The organism is Nonomuraea sp. KM90 (assembly GCF_052246675.1).
In the GTDB taxonomy this organism is placed as follows: Bacteria; Actinomycetota; Actinomycetes; order Streptosporangiales; family Streptosporangiaceae; genus Nonomuraea.
In genome coordinates, this window is sequence record NZ_JBQQCB010000379.1 from 1 (window position 1) to 937 (window position 937).

1 protein-coding gene is annotated in these 937 nt (G+C 68.3%); it reads right to left on the reverse strand.

Annotated elements, in window-relative coordinates; translation table 11 throughout:
• A partial coding sequence (locus tag ACTWPW_RS64335; RefSeq protein WP_443175062.1) for a hypothetical protein occupies window positions 1–913 on the reverse strand: 913 nt, incomplete at its 3' end.
• Between the last annotated feature and the right edge of the window lie 24 nt (window positions 914–937).

A 937-nucleotide genomic window follows, 5' to 3' on the forward strand; every position in this document is an offset into this window, starting at 1 on the left:
ATCCGGCGAACTCGCCGCCCCAGGAGTCGCGCTGGTTGGTTGCGCCGGGGCGCAGCCACCAGTGCTGCAGGCTGTTGTCGGTGCCGCGGGCGAAGGCGGTCAGCTCGTTGTTGAACACGATGGTGGTGGGGTCGCCAGCGACGCCGCCGCCCCAGGAGTCGCGCTGGTTGGTTGCGCCGGGACGCAGCCACCAGTGCTGCAGGCTGTTGTCGGTGCCGCGGGCGAAGACGGTCAACTCGTTGTTGAACACCGTCGTGGCCGGGTCGCCAGCGACGCCGCCGCCCCAGGAGTCGCGCTGGTTGGTTGCGCCGGGACGCAGCCACCAGTGCTGCAGGCTGTTGTCGGTGCCGCGGGCGAAGACGGTCAACTCGTTGTTGAACACCGTCGTGGCCGGGTCGCCAGCGACGCCGCCGCCCCAGGAGTCGCGCTGGTTGGTTGCGCCGGGACGCAGCCACCAGTGCTGCAGGCTGTTGTCGGTGCCCCGGGCGAAGACGGTCAACTCGTTGTTGAACACCGTCACCGTTGGGTCGCCTGCGACGCCGCCGCCCCAGGAGTCGCGCTGGTTGGTTGCGCCGGGACGCAGCCACCAGTGCTGCAGGCTGTTGTCGGTGCCGCGGGCGAAGACGGTCAACTCGTTGTTGAACACCATCGCGACCGGGTCACCGGCGAGCCCGCCACCCCAGTTGTCGTACTGCGTCGGCTGACCCGGCCGGTACCACCAATGCTTCAGCGTGCCATCGGTACCGCGGGCGAAGACGGTCAACTCGTTGTTGAACACCACCGCGGTGGGCCTGCCGACGATTCCGCCACCCCACGTGTCGCGCTTATTAGCCGAACCGGGAGCCACCCACCAATGATCGAGCCGATTGTTGAACCCCAGCCCGAAGAACGTCAGCTCACCGTTGTACACCACCGCGCTCGAGGACTCCCTCACCGC